Here is an 825-nt window from a genome sequence, read left to right on the forward strand (position 1 = left end):
GAAAAGCCGCCCCGGCACCAAACCGGGGCGGCTTTCACCTGCCTATTGACAAACCACGCCTACATATCAGCTGTACCCGGCAGTCAGGTTGTTGACAGTCGGCTGATCGGGGGTTGACCTCCGATGGCTGAGTGGCGGCGTTGTTTGTTGTAGTAGTCGAGCCAGGGAGCAAGGGCTGCGCAGCGGGCGTCGTTGGTGGTGAAGATCTGGCGGTAGGCCCATTCGGTTTGCAGGGTGCGGTTGTAGCGTTCCACCTTCCCGTTCTGCCAAGGACAATGCGGTTTGATGAACGTGTGTTTGGCGCCGAGTGCGGCGATGACAGCTGCGACATCGGCTGAACGTTTGTAGCTCCAGTGGTTGTCGGTGATGACACGCTCGATCGTGGTGATCCCATGGGCGGTGAAGTAGTCGGCGGCGCGGGCCAGAAACGCCCCGCAGGTCGGGCCTTTTTCGTCGGGCAGGATCTCGGAATAGGCCAATCTCGAGTGGTCATCGACAGCGGAGTGCACGTAATCGAATCCGCTGCCGTGTCTACGGTCTCGGTTATCGCCATCGCCGCCGCGTCCGTTGGCACGCCATCCGCCGCCGTTGGGGATGCGGCCGATCTTTTTGACGTCCATATGGATCAGCTCGCCTGGACGGGCCCGCTCATAGCGCACAGCGGTCGTCTTGGAGGCGCGGATCACCTCGCCGGTCAGCGGGTCACAGTCACGCAGATAGGGCAGACGGTGGCGTCGCAGGATCGCGCGGGCGTGTCAGATGGTTTGTGTAGCTGTGGCTCCGGATGAATGGAGCACGATCTGTGGATGTGATCGCTGACGAACC

Annotated in this window: 1 pseudogene; it reads right to left on the reverse strand. The window is 61.6% G+C overall.

The window, feature by feature from the left end:
- Nucleotides 1–83 precede the first annotated feature (83 nt).
- Nucleotides 84–743: pseudogene (locus CQY20_RS33955) on the reverse strand (integrase core domain-containing protein); the annotation flags it as partial.
- Nucleotides 744–825: the final 82 nt, after the last annotated feature.

The sequence above is a fragment of the Mycolicibacterium agri genome (genome assembly GCF_002553505.1).
Classification (GTDB): Bacteria; Actinomycetota; Actinomycetes; order Mycobacteriales; family Mycobacteriaceae; genus Mycobacterium; species Mycobacterium agri.